This is a genomic window from Dehalococcoidia bacterium, from assembly GCA_035310145.1.
In the GTDB taxonomy this organism is placed as follows: domain Bacteria; phylum Chloroflexota; class Dehalococcoidia; order CAUJGQ01; family CAUJGQ01; genus CALFMN01.
Genome location: DATGEL010000013.1, coordinates 1 through 18,401 on the forward strand (window position 1 = coordinate 1; position 18,401 = coordinate 18,401).

At 70.5% G+C, this 18,401-nt stretch carries 22 protein-coding genes; 15 read left to right on the plus strand and 7 right to left on the minus strand.

Features of this window, described 5'->3' with window-relative positions:
- Positions 1-66: 66 nt before the first annotated feature.
- Together VKV26_02225 and VKV26_02230 are read right to left on the minus strand one after the other, a co-directional pair.
- Positions 67-747: a DUF262 domain-containing protein gene (locus VKV26_02225; protein HLZ68704.1), complete on the minus strand. Its 681-nt coding sequence runs from the start codon at positions 745-747 to the stop codon at positions 67-69.
- 141 nt (positions 748-888) lie between these two features.
- Complete coding sequence (locus VKV26_02230; protein ID HLZ68705.1) at positions 889-2,253, minus strand: SAF domain-containing protein; 1,365 nt, start codon at positions 2,251-2,253, stop codon at positions 889-891.
- A gap of 141 nt (positions 2,254-2,394) precedes the next feature.
- Between VKV26_02230 and VKV26_02235 the strand changes: the two genes are divergently transcribed.
- The 11 genes from VKV26_02235 to VKV26_02285 all read left to right on the plus strand — a co-directional run bounded on the left by VKV26_02235 (position 2,395) and on the right by VKV26_02285 (position 11,507).
- On the plus strand, positions 2,395-2,931 hold the full coding sequence (locus tag VKV26_02235) for a phosphate-starvation-inducible PsiE family protein (GenBank protein HLZ68706.1): 537 nt from the start codon (positions 2,395-2,397) through the stop codon (positions 2,929-2,931).
- Between the two features lie 206 nt (positions 2,932-3,137).
- Positions 3,138-4,142: a thiamine pyrophosphate-binding protein gene (locus VKV26_02240; GenBank protein HLZ68707.1), complete on the plus strand. Its 1,005-nt coding sequence runs from the start codon at positions 3,138-3,140 to the stop codon at positions 4,140-4,142.
- 39 nt (positions 4,143-4,181) lie between these two features.
- The gene (locus VKV26_02245; GenBank protein ID HLZ68708.1) at positions 4,182-5,042 is read left to right on the plus strand and encodes a thiamine pyrophosphate-dependent enzyme; all 861 of its coding nucleotides are present in this window, start codon (positions 4,182-4,184) and stop codon (positions 5,040-5,042) included.
- An 8-nt stretch (positions 5,043-5,050) separates the two neighbouring features.
- On the plus strand, positions 5,051-6,163 hold the full coding sequence (locus VKV26_02250; protein ID HLZ68709.1) for an enolase C-terminal domain-like protein: 1,113 nt from the start codon (positions 5,051-5,053) through the stop codon (positions 6,161-6,163).
- Positions 6,163-6,372: a hypothetical protein gene (locus tag VKV26_02255; protein HLZ68710.1), complete on the plus strand. Its 210-nt coding sequence runs from the start codon at positions 6,163-6,165 to the stop codon at positions 6,370-6,372. Before VKV26_02250 ends, VKV26_02255 begins: the two co-directional genes overlap by 1 nt.
- Before the next feature lie 117 nt (positions 6,373-6,489).
- On the plus strand, positions 6,490-7,491 hold the full coding sequence (locus VKV26_02260) for a hypothetical protein (GenBank protein ID HLZ68711.1): 1,002 nt from the start codon (positions 6,490-6,492) through the stop codon (positions 7,489-7,491).
- A complete protein-coding gene (locus tag VKV26_02265) occupies positions 7,488-8,096 on the plus strand; it encodes a gluconate 2-dehydrogenase subunit 3 family protein (GenBank protein HLZ68712.1) in 609 nt (202 codons plus the stop codon). Before VKV26_02260 ends, VKV26_02265 begins: the two co-directional genes overlap by 4 nt.
- Positions 8,093-9,805, plus strand: a complete 1,713-nt coding sequence (locus tag VKV26_02270; GenBank protein ID HLZ68713.1) for a GMC family oxidoreductase — start codon at positions 8,093-8,095, stop codon at positions 9,803-9,805. The genes VKV26_02265 and VKV26_02270 overlap by 4 nt, the downstream gene beginning before the upstream one ends.
- Positions 9,802-10,002 (plus strand): hypothetical protein, encoded by a 201-nt coding sequence (locus tag VKV26_02275; GenBank protein HLZ68714.1) that lies wholly within the window; start codon positions 9,802-9,804, stop codon positions 10,000-10,002. The genes VKV26_02270 and VKV26_02275 overlap by 4 nt, the downstream gene beginning before the upstream one ends.
- 279 nt (positions 10,003-10,281) lie before the next feature.
- Positions 10,282-11,184: a trypsin-like peptidase domain-containing protein gene (locus VKV26_02280; GenBank protein ID HLZ68715.1), complete on the plus strand. Its 903-nt coding sequence runs from the start codon at positions 10,282-10,284 to the stop codon at positions 11,182-11,184.
- Between the two features lie 164 nt (positions 11,185-11,348).
- The gene (locus VKV26_02285; GenBank protein ID HLZ68716.1) at positions 11,349-11,507 is read left to right on the plus strand and encodes a hypothetical protein; all 159 of its coding nucleotides are present in this window, start codon (positions 11,349-11,351) and stop codon (positions 11,505-11,507) included.
- 79 nt (positions 11,508-11,586) lie between these two features.
- Here the strand turns inward: VKV26_02285 and VKV26_02290 are convergent, their stop codons facing one another.
- From VKV26_02290 to VKV26_02305, 4 genes are read right to left on the minus strand one after another with little or no spacing between them, the layout of a single operon-like run.
- A complete protein-coding gene (locus VKV26_02290) occupies positions 11,587-11,889 on the minus strand; it encodes a hypothetical protein (protein HLZ68717.1) in 303 nt (100 codons plus the stop codon).
- A complete protein-coding gene (locus VKV26_02295; GenBank protein HLZ68718.1) occupies positions 11,889-12,200 on the minus strand; it encodes a hypothetical protein in 312 nt (103 codons plus the stop codon). Before VKV26_02295 ends, VKV26_02290 begins: the two co-directional genes overlap by 1 nt.
- Positions 12,201-12,239: 39 nt before the next feature.
- Positions 12,240-12,548 (minus strand): hypothetical protein, encoded by a 309-nt coding sequence (locus tag VKV26_02300; protein HLZ68719.1) that lies wholly within the window; start codon positions 12,546-12,548, stop codon positions 12,240-12,242.
- Between the two features lie 11 nt (positions 12,549-12,559).
- A complete protein-coding gene (locus VKV26_02305; protein HLZ68720.1) occupies positions 12,560-13,078 on the minus strand; it encodes a YkgJ family cysteine cluster protein in 519 nt (172 codons plus the stop codon).
- Between the two features lie 236 nt (positions 13,079-13,314).
- On the opposite strand from VKV26_02305, the gene VKV26_02310 reads away from it, so the two are divergent.
- From VKV26_02310 to VKV26_02320, 3 genes are all read left to right on the plus strand, one after another.
- Complete coding sequence (locus VKV26_02310; protein ID HLZ68721.1) at positions 13,315-13,938, plus strand: TenA family transcriptional regulator; 624 nt, start codon at positions 13,315-13,317, stop codon at positions 13,936-13,938.
- A gap of 81 nt (positions 13,939-14,019) precedes the next feature.
- On the plus strand, positions 14,020-15,363 hold the full coding sequence (locus VKV26_02315; GenBank protein ID HLZ68722.1) for a glutamine synthetase family protein: 1,344 nt from the start codon (positions 14,020-14,022) through the stop codon (positions 15,361-15,363).
- 96 nt (positions 15,364-15,459) lie between these two features.
- Positions 15,460-16,569, plus strand: a complete 1,110-nt coding sequence (locus VKV26_02320; protein ID HLZ68723.1) for an amidohydrolase family protein — start codon at positions 15,460-15,462, stop codon at positions 16,567-16,569.
- A 12-nt stretch (positions 16,570-16,581) separates the two neighbouring features.
- Here the strand turns inward: VKV26_02320 and VKV26_02325 are convergent, their stop codons facing one another.
- Complete coding sequence (locus VKV26_02325) at positions 16,582-17,121, minus strand: DinB family protein (protein ID HLZ68724.1); 540 nt, start codon at positions 17,119-17,121, stop codon at positions 16,582-16,584.
- Between the two features lie 281 nt (positions 17,122-17,402).
- On the opposite strand from VKV26_02325, the gene VKV26_02330 reads away from it, so the two are divergent.
- Positions 17,403-18,401 (plus strand): ornithine cyclodeaminase family protein (locus VKV26_02330; GenBank protein HLZ68725.1); only part of this gene is annotated, 999 nt, incomplete at its 3' end.

An 18,401-nucleotide genomic window follows, 5' to 3' on the forward strand; every position in this document is an offset into this window, starting at 1 on the left:
GTTCAACCGCCGCCGGCTCCATGGAGAGTTAGGCATGGCGCCGCCAGCGGAGTTCGAGGCCCTGTACTACGATGAGCAGCAGCCGCTTCCACTGGCTGCTTCCCAATAACCCGAGTCTCTATGAAACCCGGGGCGGTTCAGCTCAAACCGCTTGATGATCTCTGTCTCAAATCGATCGAAGAACTCGATCTTATCACCATTGTAGTTCCAATACTTGTTATATTGCTTTCGCCACTCTGCACAAGCGAATACGTGCTCCAGAGGAAAGTACCCTCGGCTAAATTCATAGTTCGCCACCGAGTAGTCTTCGAGGACCTCGCCGCGGAAGTTGCGAATGATTCGATCCTCCGGCAGCCCGATGACTGCCTCTTCGCGGTCCCCGTCCGGGTCCAGAGCCTGCTCCATGTCGATGTAATACCATCTGCGAATCGCCTTGCCGCGGGCGTCCCGCGTGGGCACAGGCTGGCTGGACAGAAGCGCCATGAAGAGTGACGTCAGCCTCTGCTGTCCGTCAAGGATGAAACGCTCGGGCTGCACCGGGCCGCCCAAGACGACGCCTTCAACCACGCGAGGCTTGAAGCGGACGTCGTCGTTGCCGGCCTGCAACATCATGACGGCGCCGATAGGGTAGGAGAGGGAGATGCTGGCAAGTAGACTACGGACATGCTCATCATCCCAGACCCAGCCGCGCTGAAAGTCGGGGAGTTGAAACTTTCCGCTGCCGACATTCTGCAGGATCGACAGCACGGGTTCCTTTGGGCTGTCAAACGTAGTCAATGCACCATTCATAGGGACCGTCCTCGATATCGCACGAGCGCCTCTATCCGACTTTAGGAGTATCGCCCCAGGACGTTCACCTGTGAAGATTATGATGCCGCGAGCCATCCACTATCGTCGCGGCGCCACAGTGGGCGCGAACTGTGCTTCCATCTCCTGGCGGAGGCGCACGGTTTCGCCGGCGGCATCGATGGCGACGTCCTGCCAGCGCACGATCTGGCCGGCGGGAACGGCGGACTTCAGCCGCACGCCGTGGGCGAGGCCGATCGGCAGGCCGCCCTTCGCCAGGGCGCGGGCGGCTGGCCAGAGCACGCCGTAGACCGTGAAGCCGCCTTCGCCGTCCAGCGTTTCGCCGGCGGCGAGATCGCGCTTGGCCACGGCGATCACGTCGCCGCGGAAGCCGGTTGCGGCGCCGGTTGCCTCGCCGCGCAGGCCGGCGCCGAGCACGCTGATCGCCAGCTCCAGCCCGATCAGGTGGTACGGCCGGTAGAGCGCCGTGTAGCTGCCGCTCGGGTCGGTGACCAGCCCGTACTCGGCGAAGCAGCGCTTCACGTATTCCGACGGCGCCGCCAGCGTGACGTAGACGCCCCAGCGCAGGTCGCGGAAGACGGGCCGACCATCGCGCTCCAGGCTGGAGATCACCTCGACGGTGCCGCGGCGCGAGAGCTGGCCGCCGGCCTCGCAGGGCCGCAGCACGCGGGGCAGGTCGTCCACGCCGCAGGGCGGGAAGCGCAGGCCGTCGTCCTGTGGCGAGAGGCCGCTGGCGTTGGCGACGGCGGCCATCTCGATCGCGGACTTGGTGCCGTCCAAAAACGAGTTGAACATGCGGGCGTTGTAGTTGCCGCTCGCCACCATCTCGGGCGTGAAACCGTAGTAGTCCCAGACTGTGTCCGGTGTTGAGCCGTGGTAGACGGGCAGGTACTTGGTGCCCTTGCCGGCGCAGACCACCTCGAAGCCGGCGCAGCGCGCCCAGTCCACCAGCTCGCAGATCAGCGCCGGCTGGTCGCCGTAGGCGAGGCTGTAGGTGACGCCGGCGGCGCGGGCGCGCGCGGCCAAAAGCGGTCCGGCGAGCACGTCCGCCTCGACGTTGACCATGACGACATGGCGGCCGTGGGCGAAGGCGTCGAGCGCGTGGCGGATGCCGGCCGCGGGGATGCCCGTCGCCTCCACCACCACCTCCAGGCCATCCGCCGCGATCAGCTCGGCGCCGCTCTCGACGATGCGCGTGCCGCCCGTGCGCCGCGCCTCCTCCCAACTCCGCGCGGCGAACTGTTCCGGGGCGAACCCGGCGGTGAGCAGCGCGGCGCGGGCGCGCGCGGGCGCGATGTCGGCCACGCCGAGCAGGTGCAGGCCCGGTACACGCTGCACCTGGCTCAAGAACATCGTGCCGAACTTGCCGGCGCCGATCAGGCCGACACGCAGCGGGTTGCCCGCCTCCGCTCGCCGCGCCAGGAGCTGCAAAAGCTGACCGTACATCGCCTCGCCTCGCGCCGCTGTCTCGGTCGAGCGGCCGGTTCCGGCGGCAGCGTAGCGCGGCCAGCGGCGCGTCGCAACGCGGCCGCCGCTGGCGTGCGCCGGCGTGGTAGAGTGCGCATACTTTGCACCGAGGTGCGAGTGATGGAGAAGACGGAGCGTACTCCGCGCGGCGACCCGTTTCAGACGGCCGATCCGCTGATGGAGTGGGCGGATCGCGCCATTCACGTGCTGGTCGGCGTGTTGTTCCTCGTCGCGGCCGTCTGGATCGGCGTCTACTCGGTCAAGACGTTTGTGCACGAGCTTTCCTCGGGCAGCGACGACTTCCTGGTGGAAGCGATCGACCTGATTAACGGCCTGCTGCTGGTGCTCATCATTCTCGAAGTGCTGGGCACCGTGCGCAGCTATCTGCAGGAGGGCCACACCTCGCTCAAGCCCTTCCTCGTGATCGGCATTATCTCTGCCACGCGGCGCGTGCTCGCCGTTGGCGCCGAGAGCGGCGTGGCGAAAAACTTCAATGCCGAGACGACCTTCCGCCACTTGATGATCGACCTGGGCGTCAATGCCGGCGTCGTGCTGGCGCTGGCCCTGGCGCTCTGGTTCTTCGCGCGCGCCGAGCGCGATGACGCGGCCGGGCTGGATTCGGCGACCGAGCTGCGGCAGCGCCGCGCGCTGAAGTAGCACCAGCTCGCCGCGCCGTAGTCCCGTGCGGTCAGGCAACATCATCCCTCCGGCACTGCCGAAAGTGCGTGCTGCGATGGAGACTGAACGCAGCCCCCGCACGTCTTGTCCCACTGCCGCCGCTCTCGCCCGGCCGATTGTCTCCGTTCTGATCGGCGCTGTGCGTACGGCCCGCCTCCGTGCGCAGCGAAAGGCGAGGAGGCGCCATGGCTACCACCGCTGCAGACATCCTGCTCGAACGGATCGCCGGCTGGGGCGTGGATACGATCTTCGGCCTGCCGGGCGACGGCATCGACGGCATCATGGAGGCGCTGCGCAAGGCGCAGGACCGCATCAGGTTCATTCACGTGCGCCACGAGGAGGCCGCGGCCTTCATGGCCTGCGCCTACGCCAAGTGGACCGGCCGCCTCGGCGTCTGCCTGGCAACCTCCGGCCCGGGCGCCATTCACCTGCTGAACGGCCTCTATGACGCCAAGCTGGATCAGGCGCCGGTGCTGGCGCTCACCGGCATGACCTACCACGACCTGATCGGCACGCACTACCAGCAGGACGTGAACACCGACTACCTCTTCCAGGACGTGGCCGAGTTCAACCAGCGCGTGATGGGTCCGGCGCACATCGAGAACCTGGTGGATCTGGCCGTGCGCACGGCGTTGACACATCGCACCGTCTCGCACATCACCTTCCCCACGGATCTGCAAGAGGTCGAAGTGGACGACCAGATGCGCTCGCAGCAGAACGTCAGGGGCCATACGACCGAGATGTTCCGCCCGCCGCTGCGGCTGCCGCTGCGCGCGGAGATCGAGCGGGCGGCGGCGCTATTCCGCGGCAAGCGGCACATCTGCATCGTCGCCGGCACGGGCGCCCGCGGCGCGTGGGCCGAGCTGGAGCAGGCCGCCGAGCGGCTGCAGGCGCCGATTATCAAGCCGCTGCTCGGCAAAGACGTGGTGCCGGACGACAGTCCCTACACCACCGGCGGCATCGGCCTGCTGGGCACACGCCCCTCACAGGAGGCGCTGGAGCAGTGCGACGCGCTGCTGATGGTCGGCAGCTCCTTCCCCTACATGGCGTACCTGCCCAAGCCCGGCCAGGCCGTCGTCGCGCAGATCGACGACGATCCGGCGCGGCTCGGCCTGCGCGTGCCCGTGGATGTGGGCCTCGCGGGCGATGCGCCGGCGACGCTGCGCGAGCTGCTGCCGCTGCTGCCGTAGAACCCGGACAATAGCTTCCTGCGCGATGTGCAAGCGAAGATGCGCGAGTGGTGGAAGCTGATGGAGGAGCGCAGCAGCCGCGACGCCCTGCCGATGAAGCCGCAGGTGCTGGGCTGGCACTTGGGCCAACTGCTGCGCGACGACGCGATCTTCGCCTCGGACTCGGGCACGATTGCGACCTGGACGGCGCGGCAGGTGCAGATCCACGGCGACCAGCGCTTCTCGCTCTCCGGCAATCTCGCCACGATGGCGAACGGCTTCCCCTACGCGATCGCGGCGCAGGTCGCCTTCCCCAGCCGGCAGTGCGTGGCGCTGGTGGGCGATGGCGGCTTCTCGATGCTGATGGCCGAGTTCTCGACCGCGGTGAAGTACAAGCTGCCGGTCAAGGTCGTGGTGCTCAAGAACAACGTGCTCGGGCAGATCAAGTGGGAGCAGATGGTCTTCCTGGGCAACCCGGAGTTCGGCACCGACCTGCTGCCGATCGACTTCGTCAAGTTCGCCGAAGCCTGCGGCGGCCGCGGCGTGCACATCGAAGACCCGAAACGCTGCCGCGAGCAGCTGGCCGAGGCGTTCGCGATGGACGGCCCCGTGCTGATCGAGGCCGTGACCGACCCCAACGAGCCGCCGATGCCGCCCAAGATCCAGCCCTCGCAGGCGCTGAAGTTTGGCGAGGCGCTGGCGCACGGCACGCCGAATCGCCGGCGCCTCGGCATCACGCTCTTCCGCGACGTAGTAGACGAGTCGACCCTGGCCGTCAGCCCCGCGGGCGTGGTAGCCCGCGTCAAAGATAAGGTCGAGGATCTGTTCGGCCACGGCGATGACGACGGGCACAATGGCCGCAATCGCCGCGGCAACGGGCAGAGCCAGGGCTCGGCCGGACCGGGCCGCCGCGGACCGTGAGAGATGGTGTGAGCAGCGGCAAAGCGGACACGGTGCAGCGGCTGGACGTAAGCGTCTACCGCATCCCGACGGACCGCCCCGAGGCCGACGACACCTTCGCCGGGGACTCGACCACGCTGGTGCTGGTGGAAGCCGCGGCCGCATCCGGGGAGCGCGGCATGGGCTTCAGCTACGCCGCGGCGGCCGCGGCGACGGTGATTCAGGAGACGCTCGCCCAGGCGATTTGCGGCTGCGAGGCCGAGGGCGTGGGCGTGAGCTGGGAGCGCATGGTGCGGTCGGTGCGCAACGCCGGCCGCCCCGGCATCGCTGCAACCGCGATCTCGGCGGTGGATATCGCGCTCTGGGATCTGAAGGCACGCTGCGCGGGCGTGGCGCTGTTCACAGTGCTCGGCCCGGTGCGCGAGGCCGTGCCGAACTACGGCAGCGGCGGCTTCACCAGCTATACCGTCGCGGAGCTGGCGGAACAGCTCGGCGGCTGGGTCGGGCTCGGCATTCCCTGCGTGAAAATGAAGATCGGCACGGACTGGGGCACGAAGCCCGAGGTCGATGTCGAGCGCGTGCGCGTCGCCCGCCGGGCGATCGGCCACGAGGCCGAGCTGTTCGTGGACGCGAACGGCGCCTACACGGTGAAGCAGGCGATCGGCCTGGCGCTGCAGTTTGCCGACGAGGGCGTGACCTACTTCGAAGAGCCGGTCTCTTCGGATCAGCTCGACCAGCTCGCCTTCATCCGCGGCCAGATTCCCCAGGACGTCGTCGCCGGCGAGTACGGCTACGACCCCTGGTACTTCCGCGACATGCTGCGTGCCGGCGCTGTGGACATCATGCAGGCGGACGCCACCCGCTGCCTCGGCATCAGCGGCTGGCTGGAGGCGGCGCGGCTGGCGCACAGCTTCGCGGTGCCCTTCTCCGCCCACTGCGGCCCGACGATCCACGCGCAGGCCGGCTGCGCCGCGCCGCAGCTCGCGCACGTCGAGTACTTTCACGACCACGCCCGCATCGAGCAGCTGATCTTCGAGGGCGCGCCCGAGCCCGATGGCGGCGTGCTGCGGCCCGGCCCGCGCCGGCCCGGCCTGGGTCTCGAACTGAAGCGTGGTGACGCGGAACGCTGGAAGGTCTGCTGATGCGCGACAGGCTGCCCCAACCGGAACACCTGCGCGAAGCCGGCCTGCTAGGCGCCGGCCTGTTGCTCGCGGGGGCGATCGCGGTGCTCGCCTTTGGCAGCATCGTCGAGGAGGCTGGACGCCGCAAACGCCACGCCCGCCACGCGCCGGCCGCCGGCACCGTCCCGCCCGAGCGCCACCAGAACATCGCCGGCGCTCCGCCGCGCTAGGCAGTGCCCCGTCGCCCTTCCCGATTCGGGAAGGGACAGAGGGCGGCAGCCGTCAGGGATCGGCGCCCCGCCGGCGGCGCAGCGCCCCGATTCGTCACGAGGACGGTGAACACGAGCATGGCGGTCTTTGGCCTTGGCGGGCACAACCGCGACGGCACGCCGCCGCACCTGCTGGAGGAGCTGCGCGACGACGCCGAGCTTGCCCGGCGTGAGATCGCGCACGGCCGCTTCCAGCGCAGCATGGCGCTGGTCACCGCGTTCTCCGCCGCGGTGAGCGGCTTCGAGGCGTACACACAGCACCAGCGCGGCGCCTTCAACGACCGCTGGATGTGGACGCCCGTCTGGCTGGCGCCGCCCACCGTGGCGGCCGCCGGCGCGGCGCTCACGAGCGCGCGCGCGGCGCGGCGCGTGCTGCCCGCCGTCTCACTCGTCTCGCTCGTGGACGGCCTGCTCGGCTTCGTCTACCACCTGCGCGGCATCAAGCGGCTGCCGGGCGGTTTTCGCGCGGGCCAGTACAACATCGCCATGGGACCGCCCGTGTTCGCGCCGCTTCTGCTCTGCTCGGTCGGCACGATGGGCGTGTTCGCCGGCCTGCTGCGCCGTGAGCGGCCGGCGGAGCGCACGCCGCTCGCCCGTGCCCGTGGCGCGCTCGCTGCGCGACTGCCCGGCTCGCATGAGGAGCCACCGGTCGATCTGCCCTTCGCGCGGCGGGTGGCGCAGGGCCGCTTCCAGCAGGCGATGGCGATCACGGTGGCCGGCTTCGCCGTGATCGCCGGCGGCGAAGCCTACTTCGAGCACCTGCGCGGCAGCTTCAACCAGCGCGTGATGTGGACGCCGATCCTGGTCACACCGCCGATGGCGGCGGCCGCGGTTGGTGCGGCGGCGAGCGGGCGCGTGGCGCGGTGGGTGCTGCCCTTCGCCGCGGCCGCGGCGTTCCTCGACGGTCTGCTCGGCTTCTGCCTGCACCTGCGCGGGATCAAGCGCATGCCCGGCCAGTTCGGCAACCTGCGCTTCAACATGACGATGGGGCCGCCGCTGTTTGCGCCGCTGCTCTTCACATCGGTGGGGCTGATGGGCTTCATCGCCGCGCTGCTGCGCCGCCGGGAGGGTCGCTCGTGAACCGCGGCCGTTACCCGAAGGCCGACATCCTCGCACAGCGTGGCCACTGGGACGACGCCACGCGCGAGGTCGTGCTGGACCGCGTGCACAACGTGCCGCGCTTCTCCTTCTTCCCGCCGCATGAGCAGGCGACCCTGATCGCGCTCTGCGAGCGTGTGATCCCACAGGCGCAGCGCCCTTCGCATCGCCGCGTGCCGCTCGCGCCCTGGATCGACCAGAAATGCGCCTCGGGCAAGCTGGAGGGATTTCGCTTCGACAACATGCCGCCGCTCAGCGACGCCTGGCGACAGGGCCTCGCAGGGCTGGACCATACGGCCCAGGCGTTGTACGGCGCGGACTTCTGCGACCTCGACGACGCCTGGCAGGATGTGGTCCTGGCCAGCATCCGCGACGGCTCCCCGCCCGGTGCGGTCTGGCAAGCGCTGCCGGCGACGCGCTGGTGGAACTACATCGCCCTGCGCCAGATCGCCGGCGTCTACTACGCCTACCCCTACGCCTGGGACGAGATCGGCTTCGGCGGGCCGGCCTATCCGCGCGGCTACTTCGCGCTCAACCACGGCGCGCCGGAGCCGTGGGAGCCGCGCGAGGCGGGGGGCGAGCGGTGAAGCTGCACGTCCATCTCTCCTCCGACTGGATCCTCAACACGGAGATGCGCGAATACCGCCCGCGCGAGACGGTCGACTTCTGCATCGTCGGCACCGGCGCGGGCGGCGGCGTGCTGGCGCAGCGGCTGGCACGCGCCGGCTTCTCCGTGGTTGCGCTGGAGGCGGGCCAGTGGCACGACTCCGAGCGTGACATGGTCTCGGACGAGGCGGGCTCGGCGCGGCTCTACTGGAACGACCGGCGCATCACCGGCGGCGCCGACCCGCTGGAGCTGGGCGCGAACAACTCCGGCAAGGGCGTGGGCGGCAGCACCGTGCATTACGCCGCCTTCTGCCCGCGCCTGCACCCCTCTGACTTCCGCGTGCGCACGCTGGACGGCGTGGCGGCCGACTGGCCGATCTCCTATGCGGAGATCGAGCCGTACTACGCGCAGATGGAGCGCGAGTACCCCGTCTCCGGCTCGGCGCGCTACCCCTGGGGCAAACCGCACGGCTACCCCTACGCGCCGCTTCAGGCCGGTACGGCGGGGCAGGTGCTGATCGAGGGCTGCACGCGGCTCGGCATTCCCGTGGTGGCAGGCGGGTCGGTGGCGATTCCGGCGGGGCGCTTCGGCAAGCGGCCGCATTGCATCATGCGCGGCTTCTGCCTGCTCGGCTGCAAGGTCGGCGCCAAGAGCAGCATCCATATCACGCACATCCCCGACGCAATCGCCGGCGGCGCCGAGATTCGCACCGGCTGCATGGCCTACGAGATTCCCACGGATGCGACGGGCACGGCGACGGGCGTGCGCTACTTCCGTACGCTCGCAAACGGCCGCGTGCTGGCAGAAGAGCAACGGGCGCGGGCCGTGATCGTGGCGGGCTACGCCATCGAGACGCCGAGGCTGCTCTTGAACTCGAAGTCCGGCCGCTTTCCGGACGGCCTCGCCAACTCCAGCGGCATCGTCGGCCAGAACCTGATGGCCCAGGCGGGACCGGTGGTCTGGGGCCGCTTCGCCGAGCCGATCCGCCAGTACAAGGCGCCGCCGGCCTGTGCCTGCGGCGAGGAGTTCTACGAAACCGATCCGCACAACGATTTCGTGCGCGGCTACGCCCTGCAAACCGTGGCGCCGCTGCCGATCGCCATGGCGCACCTGCTGGTGGACGAAACCGGCTGCTTCGGCGATGAGCTGCTGCGGAAGATGCAGGACTACAACCACTACGCCGCGATCGGCGTGCTGGGCGAGATCCTGCCCGACCCGCGCCACCGCGTCATGGTCCACCCCACGGCCAAAGATCAGTTCGGCCTGCCGGTGCCCTACGTGCAGTTCAACCTGTTTGAGAACGACCGGCGCATGATGGCCGCCGGCATCCACCGGGCGCGCGCCGTGCTCGTCGCGGCGGGCGCGACGGAGACGCACTTCGTGCCGCGCTTCGCGCACCTCGTCGGCAGCTGCCGCATGGGTTCATCGCCGCAGGATTCGGTCGTCGATCGCTGGTGCCGCAGTTGGGATGTGCCCAACCTGCTGATCTGCGATGGCAGCGTGCTGGTGACGCAGGGTTCAGCCAGCCCGGCGCTGACGATCTCGGCGCTGGCGGCGCGCACCGCCGACTGGCTGCGCTACGCCATACCCAGCGGCGAGCTGGCCAGGCGGCCCACGGCCGAGGTGGGCGCGTCCGTCGATGCATGCGCACCGGTGCTGCGCCCGACGCCGGTGGAGGCCGCGCGATGAGGACCACCTCAAGCCGCGCCGCCTGGCCCGAGGCGCGGTCGGCCTTGCGCTGGATCGCCCGCTCACTCCGGCGGCCGGCCGACGCCGCCTCCGGCTGGGAGCAGGCGCCGGCCACCGGCGGCGGCCACGGCAGCAACGAAGCCGGTCACGGCTCATCGGAACCCGCCACTATGCGTGGCACTGCGCAGAACCACTGAGCGGCCGCGTGGCCTCACCCGCGGTTCGTCTCCATGTCCATCGCTTTCCATCGCGCGGATCGCGATCTGCAACAGCGAAGGGAGCAGCGAGACTGCGCCTTCACCCCAATCGCCGCGCGTGCAGATCTCCCCTTCCCCTGACCTGGGGGTCACGCGCTGGCTACCTAACCGAACGTCCGGTCCGCTGCCCGGCCATCCGTCGCGTGCCCGGCGCGGCGCCGCCTCGCTACGATCCCTCCACGAAGCGGCGTTAAGGCCGCGTGGCTGGAGGTTTCCCCAATGACGACGATGGAGCACCCGACGGCGGGAATGCTGGCCGCACTCTCCGATGACCTGGCGGATGTGGCCGAGCGGGTGCGCGCGGGTGTGGTCGAGGTACGTACGGCGAATCACGGCGGCGGCGCCGGCACGATCTGGCGGCCGGATGGCATCATTCTCACCAATCATCACGTCGCGCCACGCGAGCGCGCCGAGGTGCGGCTGGCCGACGGCCGCGAGTTGGCGGCAACGGTGGTCGCCCGCGATGCGGAGAACGACGTGGCAGCGTTGCGGGTGGCAGCAACGGGTCTGCCGGCCGTGGCGCGGCGCGATGCGGCGACGTTGCGCCCCGGCGAGCTGGTGCTGGCGGTGGGGCATCCCTTTGGCGTGCGGCACGCAGTCTCGCTGGGCGTGGTCAGCGCCGCGCCCGTGGCCGGCGGCCATGAGCAGCGCGAGCTGATTCGTGCAGACGTGCTGCTGGGTCCGGGCAACTCCGGCGGCCCGCTGGCCGACGCACACGGCCGCGTCGTCGGTCTGAACGCGATGGTGATGGGCGGACTGGCGCTGGCCGTGCCAGGGCACGTCGCCGACCGGCTGCTCGGCGCGGAGGAGCCGCGGCCGCGTCTCGGCGTCTCGGTGCGCGATGTCGTGCTCTCGCCCGCGGCGGCGGCGGCGGCCGGCCTTGCGGATCGCCGCGCCGTGCTGGTCGCGGAGATCGCGGTGGACGGCGCGGCGGCCCGTGCAGGAGTGTTGCCCGGCGACCTGCTGCTGAACCTGGACGGCGTAGCGCTCGGCAACGCTGAGGCGCTGCTGCGGGCGCTGCGCGGGCTGAGCGGCGACCAAACCGTGCTGCACGTGCTGCGTGGCGGCGTGCCGCGAGAGCTGGCCGTCGACCTGCGTGCGGCCGCGGCGAAGGCGGCCTGAGCCGCTCGTCGGGGAGAGCGCCGGAGAACTGTGCCGCGGCAAGGCAGCCGGCCTTGTCGCGGCAGCCCGCGTGGCGTGTTCCGCGCGCCGCGCCGCGCGGTTGCTCATGGCCGTCCGTGGTAGAGTGTGGGCGACGTACGCCGTGAGCGACGAGGTTCCGGGCGATGAGCACAGAACGAAGCTGCAAGGTCTGCGACGATCCGGTCGGCAGCGGCGCGGGCGAGCCCTGCGTCCTCTGCGGCGCCTGGTTTCACTTCAACTGGCAGCCGGGGGCGCGCCGCTGTGGCGTGCCGAGCACGGAGCTGCCCGGCTTCCTTGCCTGAGGCATGAGCTACGCCTGCGCCGTGTGCGCGGTGGAGTACGGCCTGCCCGAAACGAGCCTGGCGGCGCTGCGGCGCTGAGCTATGACGGCGGCCTCAACGCGCCCGCGCCGCCGAAGGGCGGTTGTACCGGCGGGCTGAGCGTGACGTCCTCGTACTTCACGCCGGCGAGATGCTTGTGCACGATGTGGTCTGCCCCCAGCTTCTCCGTGACGACGTAGCCCTGCACCGCGTCGGCATCTGAGGACTGCGCCTCCGCCGCGAGCGCCAGCAGCCGCTCCAGCAACTGCCGCTCTTCACGCGGCAGCCCGGCATGGAAAGCGTGCAGGCGCCGCGCGAAGGCAGCGCCTGCCTCGTTCGGATCCAGTGCACGATCGCCCGTCATCAGGGAGCCCCGCCGCTTGTCGTGGTGGTGCGCGTGTACTCGGGCGTGACCTTGATCGTCAGCTTCGCCGCGTCTTTGCTGCCGGCATCCAGCGCCGGGAAGCCGATGCTGGTGATCAGCGGCGCGACGAAGGGCGCGGTGGCCAGGTAGCCGGACACGTCGGCCTTCGCCCGCGCGTCCTCCGCCAGCGCGGCGAGACGGAGGGTCGCTTCGAGCAGTTGCTGCTCTCCGGGTGGCAGGCCGGCGTGGAAGGCGCGCAGGCGCTCGGCAAAGGCGGCGATTGCGGGGTTCGTGGCGGTGCTGTCTGGCATGACGCTTGCTCCGCGGCACAGCCCGTCGGGCCGCTGTGACTACTGGAGCTTGTTGACGAACGGCGCAATCTTGTGGGCGCCCGGAATCCATTTGTCGGCCCCTGGCAGGCCGGCCAGCTTGAGCGAGCTGATCAGCGCCTCGTCCAGCTTGACCGTGTAGTACTCCAGCTTGTGCGGCTGGGCGTATCCCTCGACATCTCCCCCGGCGCTCACCGCCGCGCCGGCCAGCGCGAAGAGCTGCTCCAGCAGTTGCTGTTCCTCCACCGGCAGGCCGGCATGGAAGGCGCGTACATGCGCCGCGAACGATTTGGCCACCGGACTCAGCGTCTCATCATCGTGCTCTGCCATCAGCTACTCCCTTACTCGTTGAGTTTGAAGTTGGGGTCATTGGATCTGCTGGCTGTGAAGGAGGCTTCCGCGGGAGAATGGGACAAGCCCGCCGCCGGCTCCTGTGGTTCGACGACTTCTACAACCTTGCCGGCCGCGTCGCGCACCTCGACGTACCAGGCACATTGCGTCCACTGCCGCACCGTGCGGCCATAGGGATAGCCGCTGCAGATCAGCGGGCGCGAGGCATGGATCGTGCATTCACCCAGGCCCCCGGCGTCGCGGCGGAAATGGCGGCAGCGGTAGCGCCAGCCGCCCGCGACCGGCTCGACGGGCTCCAACCCGGAGAGGAAGCGGCGGCGGTCCTCGTCGGTGTCCGGCGCCTCCAGCCAGGCGCGCATCTGCTCGGGCGTATGGCGGCCGCGGATGTCCTCGCAGCAGAGGCCGCAGCGGTTGCAGCCGATGGCGCGGTACTCCTCCGGCGAGACGATCGGCAGCGGTTGCAGCCGCGCGACGACGCGCTCGACCAACGCTGCAAACGCTTCCGCCATCGCTCTGCGCCTCAAGGCCCGTACTTTTGTGCGGGGCGCCTCTGAAACTGTACGCCCCGCACCGAGCGCTTACCAGTGCTGGCATTGCGAAAGTCGTGCGAGCGATCAATTCTCGAAGCACTGCAGCGTTCTGCGGGCGGCTGACGTGATCGGCTCTGCTGCACACGCCGCGTAGAATGGGACGGTGCATCATCAATGGGTGAGGCCGGCGGGCACCACCGGGGCTGGCAGCGAACATGCTGAGCACGCAGGCATTGCTCAATCAGCAGGCGCCGCTCTGGCAGCAGGCTACGCGGCATCCCTTCCTCGACGGCGTGCGCGACGGCAGCCTGCCCGCGGCCGCGCTCGATCGCTGGCTGGTGCAGGATGAGCGCTTCGTGGACGCGCTGTTGCGCTTTCAGGCCGCCTTGCTGCCGCGGGCGCCGCGCCCGGATCAGCTCGTGATCGCGCAGGGCCTGCTGGCCCTGGCCGAAGAGCTGCACTGGTTCGAGGGGATCGCCCGCGAGCGCGGTCTGCAACTCGGGGCGCCGTTGCTTCCCGCCTGCCGCGAGTACATCGCCTACCTCGACGAGTTGACCGCCGAGCCGGGCGCCTCCTACCCCACGCTGATCACGGCGCTGTGGACGGCCGAGCGCGCCTATTTCGACGCCTGGCAGGGTGCGCGGCCCGGCGCACCCGCGTTCCGCGCCTTCGTCGAACACTGGACGGTCGCTGCTTTCGCCGAGTACGTCGCCGGCCTGGCGCAAGCGGCGGATCGCGCCCTCGCCGCCGCGCCGGAGGAGCAGAGGGGCGGGGCGGCGGCGTTTCGCCGTGTGGCCGCGCTCGAGCAGGGCTTCTGGCAGATGGCTTTCGCCGGTTGACGCGGACCGGTGAGGATCCTTGCCGGCATTGGCAGCAGGGCTAGCATGGACGCGCGAGCAGAGCGGAGCGGGAGGCCGGCGATGAACGGCGATGACCTGGTGGCACGGGCGCGGGCCAGCGGCGCGCAGCTCGTGCGCTTTCTCTACTGCGACAACGGCAACATGGTGCGCGGCAAGGCGGCGCACCTCTCTGCCCTTGCCTCGGCGGCGGACGCCGGCATCGGCCTGACCGTGGCGATGGCGGGCTTCACCATGGCCGAACACCTCGCCGCCGGCACGGCGCAGGGGCCGGTCGGCGAGGTCCGCCTCGTGCCCGATCCGCGCACGTTTCGTCCGCTGCCCTACAACCCGCGCCAGGCGCGCGTGCTCTGCGACATGCTCACGCTCGAAGGCGAAGCGTGGGAGGCCTACCCGCGCACGTTCTTGAAGCGCATGATCGCCCGCGCGGCCGACGCCGGCATCGAGGCGCAGGCCGCCTTCGAGTACGAGTTCTACCTCGCCCGCCGCACGGCCGGCGGCTTCGAGCCCTGGGACGATTCGGTCTGCTTCGGCAGCGCCAGCATGGACAGCGCCGCGGAGATCGTCGACGACCTGCTGGAGATGCTGGTAGAGCAAGGGATCGAGCCACGGCAGTACTACCCCGAGCTGGGGCCGGGCCAGCAGGAGCTGAGCGTGGCGCACGGCCCAATCCTCGATACGGCCGACACGAGTATCGCCGTGCGCGAGACGGTGCGCGTCGTGGCGGCGGAGCACGGCGCCGTGGCCTCCTTCGCGCCCAAGCCGTTCGTGGACCAGGCGGGCAGCGGCATGCACGTGCATCTCTCGCTCTGGCGCGAGGGGCGCAACCTGCTGTTCGCGCCGGAAGGGCCGCTGGGCATCTCACCGCTGGGGCTGCAGTTCATCGCTGGGATTCTGGACCACGCGCCGGGCCTGCTGGCGCTGACCTGTCCCAGCGTCAACTCCTACAGCCGGCTCGCGCCCGGCATGTGGAGCTCCGCCTACACCTGTTTCGGCTTCGACAACCGCGAGGCGACGGTGCGCGTGCCCTCGCGCTTCCGCGGCATGGAGGAAGCGAGCACGAACCTGGAGATCAAGGCCGTGGACGGCAGCGCCAACCCCTACCTGGCGCTCGGCGCCCTGCTGGCGGCCGGTCTGGACGGCATCGAGCGCGGCCTTGAGCCGGGCGCCCCCGTGAACGTGAACCCGGCCGAGCTGAGCGAGGCCGAGCGCAGGCGGCGCAAGATCCGCCGCTACCCGCCGTCGCTGGGCGAGGCGATCGCGGCGCTGAAGGCCGACACCACGCTCATGGATGCGCTCGGCCCCACGCTCTCGCGCGAAGTGCTGGCCGTTCGCACGTCGGAGTGGGAGACGTTCAAAGACCGCCCGGCCGCCGAGGTGGCGCGGGCGCACTTCGATCGCTACTAACAGATGGTTTCAAAACCGGCGTTCACGTGCGATCGCATCTCTGCAAGCGGGAACCCCAGCCGGTTTTGAAACCATGTCTAAGAAGCGAAATTCGCGATGTCGCGCTTCGACGACATCCCCCTGATCGACAACCATGTGCATCCGCCGCTGCGCGCCGAGGCCGCGGCGGCGCGGCCGTTCGCCGCCTTCTTCAGCGAGGTCGACGACCCGGACCTGCTCGAAATGCACCTGCCGCACAGCCGCTTCTTCCGCCGGGCGCTGCGCGAGCTTGCCGAGCTGCTTGGCTGCGACGACACAACCGAGGCTGTGCAGGCGGCGCGCGCGGCGCTGGGGCCGGAGAAGCTGCTGCGGCGCTGCATCGAGGCGGGCAATGTCACCGGCCTGGTGGTGGACGACGGCTATCCATCTCCGGATGAGGCGTTATCCGTGGCGGAGATGGCGCACGCGGGCGGCTGCGCGGCGCTGCGTGTGCTGCGGCTGGAAACGCTGGTTGGGCAGCTCGTGCAGGAGCACGAGCAGGTGCAGAGCCTGATCGACGGGCTCTGGCTGGCGCTGGACGCGGCCTGGAAGTTCGGCACGGTGGCGCTGAAAAGCATCGTCGCCTACCGCTGCGGGCTGGCCTACTTCCGGCCGACGCCGGAGGAGGCCGCGGCGGGCCTGCGCGCCGAGCGCGAGCGGCTGGGCGAGGGCCGGGTGCGTCTGACCGATCCGCGCCTGCTGTTCACGACCCTGCGCGCCGCGATCAACTGGGCGGGTGAGCGCGAGCTGCCGCTGCAGATTCACACCGGCTACGGCGACCGCGACCTCGATCTGGCACGCGCCAACCCGGCGCTGCTGCGGCCGCTGTTGGACGAGCCGGTGACGGGCGGCTGCCGCATCGTGCTGCTGCACGCCAGCTACCCGTACTGCCGCGCGGCCAGTTATCTCGCCGCCATGTACCGCAACGTCTACGTCGATTTCTCCGAGGCGAACCCGATGCTGCCGGCCGGCGAGCTGGCGCGCGTGATCGAGGAGTTGCTGGCGCTGGCGCCGGCGACGAAGGTGCTGTACGGCTCCGACGCCTGGGGCATCCCAGACTGGATCTACCTGGGCGCCCGCCACGGGCGCGCCGCGCTCGCCGCCGCGCTGCACGGCGACCCCGACGCCGAGGCGATCGCCCGGCGCGTGCTGCGCGACAACGCGGCCCAGCTGTACGGGTTCGTGTAGGGCGCGGCGGAGCTACGCCCCCTGTGCGGCGATCGCGTCGATCTGGCGGGCGTGGTCGAGATCGTGCACGCGCAGGAACAGCAGCGCCGCCTTCCAGTTCAGCGGGCCGAACCACTGGTGCTCGATCGCGGCCTGGTCGAGGTGTGCGGCGGGGTCGGCGGCGACCGCGGCGGCGAACAGCGCCTCGCGCTCGGCCAGCAGTAGCTCACGGGCGCGGGCGAGGCTGAGATCGGCGCCGTTGTGCTCCAGCCGGTCTTCGAAGAGGGCGGGCGCGGCCTGCCGCTGCTCGACCGTCTCCACGATGCGGCGGCCGACGCCGGCGCCGGAGCCGATCACGTGCTGCAGAACTTCGGCGACGGACCATTCGCCGGCAGCCGGCGCCTTACCCAGCCGCGCGGCGGGCACGCGCCCGGCGGCGGCCAGCACCGTGCCCTGCGACTCACGCACCTTCTCGACGATCTCGGCCGGCGACAGCTTCTCACCCTGCGCGAGCAGATAGGCGCGCACACGGGCGAACTGCTGCTCACGCGTTTCCGCCTGCTGCTCGGCCATCGCGCCCTCCTCGCGCCGCTCGGGCGCGGCACGATCACGATAGTCCACGCCCCACCCCCGATCCAGCGAGTGCGACGAGGAAAGAGGCAAGAGATCACAAGAGATGATAGGAAATAGGGGACGTTCGTCTCTCTGTCCTCGCTCCTCGATCCTTCGCCCGGCGCCGGGTGTCGCGGCCTCACCCCCCACCCCTCTCCATGGAATGGAGAGGGGGGCTACGGCCGGCGCCCTACGCCCTCTATCCCCTGTTCCCTGTTCCCTACAGGTGCTACCGTCGCCCTGTGAGCGGCATCTGGCCCGAGGCGGACGCATCGGAACTGCTCGTGCTTTCGGGCGCGGACTTGCAGCGCCTGCTGGAACGTGACGCCCTGATCGCGGCGATGGCCGAGGCGATGCGTGCCTATTCGAGCGGCGCGGCGTTGGCGCCGCTGCGCACGGTGATGCGCCTGCCCGGCGACGCGGTGCGCATCCTGGCCGCCATGCCCGGCTTCGTCGGCGCCGGTGCGGGCGGCGGGGAAGCGCTGGGCGCCAAGCTGGTCTCGGTCTATCCGGGGAACACGGCGCGGGGGCTGGAGTCGCACTACGGCGCCGTGATCGTCTTCGATCCGGAGAGCGGCCGGCCGGCGGCGCTGATGGACGGCACCTTCATCACCACGGCGCGGACGGCCGCGGTTTCCGCCGTCTCGGTGCAGCAGCTCGCCCGGCCGGAGGCGGCGGTGCTCGCGATCATCGGCGCGGGTGTGCAGGCGCGGGCGCATCTCTGGGCGCTGGCCGGCTCTCGGCCGTTCCGCGAGGCGCGGATCGCCTCGCGCACGCCGGAGCACGCGCGGGCGCTGGCCGCGGCGGCGGCGCCGCATCTGCCTTTCCCCGTGCGTGCCGTGGACGCGGCGCAGGCGGCGGTCGCAGGCGCCGACGTGATCGTGACGGCCACCAGCGCTGCCCAGCCGGTGCTGCAGCGTGCATGGTTGCGGGCCGGCGTGCATATCGTCGCCGTTGGCTCGTCCACGCCCGAGGCGCGCGAGCTGGACTCGGAGACCGTGCGCGACGCGCTGCTGGTGGTGGACTCGCGCACCGGCGCCCTGAACGAGGCGGGCGACGTGCTCACGCCCCTGCAAGAGGGGCTGTTCGACGAAGCGCACATCCACGCCGAGCTGGGCGAGCTGCTGGCCGGCAAGCGCCCCGGCCGCGGCAGCGCGGAGCAGATCACGCTGTACAAGTCGCTCGGCCTGGCGGTGCAGGACGTGGCCGCCGCCCGCCTGGCGCTGGACCGTGCCCGGGCC